This window comes from Gelidibacter salicanalis, assembly GCF_016469035.1.
GTDB lineage: Bacteria > Bacteroidota > Bacteroidia > Flavobacteriales > Flavobacteriaceae > Gelidibacter > Gelidibacter salicanalis_A.
In genome coordinates, this window is the sequence record NZ_JAEHJZ010000103.1 from 1 (window position 1) to 631 (window position 631).

The 631-nt window shown below is 39.1% G+C and carries 1 protein-coding gene; it reads left to right on the forward strand.

The features are described 5' to 3' along the window. Window positions 1-337 precede the first annotated feature (337 nt). Window positions 338-631: hypothetical protein (locus JEM65_RS21035; RefSeq protein ID WP_199603698.1), on the forward strand; the 294-nt coding region annotated here is incomplete at its 3' end.

Below are 631 nucleotides of genomic sequence, written 5' to 3' on the forward strand. Positions count from 1 at the left end.
TTCAGCAATTGAAAAAGACGGCATGGTGGCGCTTAAAAAAGGATGGCATCCACTTACCGTCAAATTCCATGAAGCCACTGGTGGCGGCCAATTAACAGCATGGTACACTGCACCAAATGGTGAAAAGACAATTTTGGAAGGTGACGTTATTGGTAACTAAAAAACTATTTAAAATTAAAAGGAATTCACGCCAAAAAATTTAAGAAAAACGTATTAGAATGATAAACATCTACGGGCAATTTAAGGGGCAAACTGTAGAAGTAACAACATAATTTACAGACTTTCCTATTGCTAATCCAGTGTCATCCGTGTCTAAAGAAATAAAAAAAAACATCCAATGAAACTATTTTTTAAATCCCTTTTAGTTTTTTCCATGCTATTGACAGTTTCTTGTCAAAGTCAAAAAGACTTCACCGTAGCCCAAACCTACGACGAGCCTCAAGATCCTGCGCCGAGCTCTGGTCAGAATTGGTCTGCAGTTCCAAAAGGACTTCAAGCATCAGTAACCTCAACAGACATTCGATTTGTAAGAAGTGAGATCCCTAAAATTGAGCAACAATCTACCTGGAAAGGTGCTGCTTGGAAAGGCGAACGTACGGCAGTTCAGTTAGTGCTTTGGAGCAATGATTCA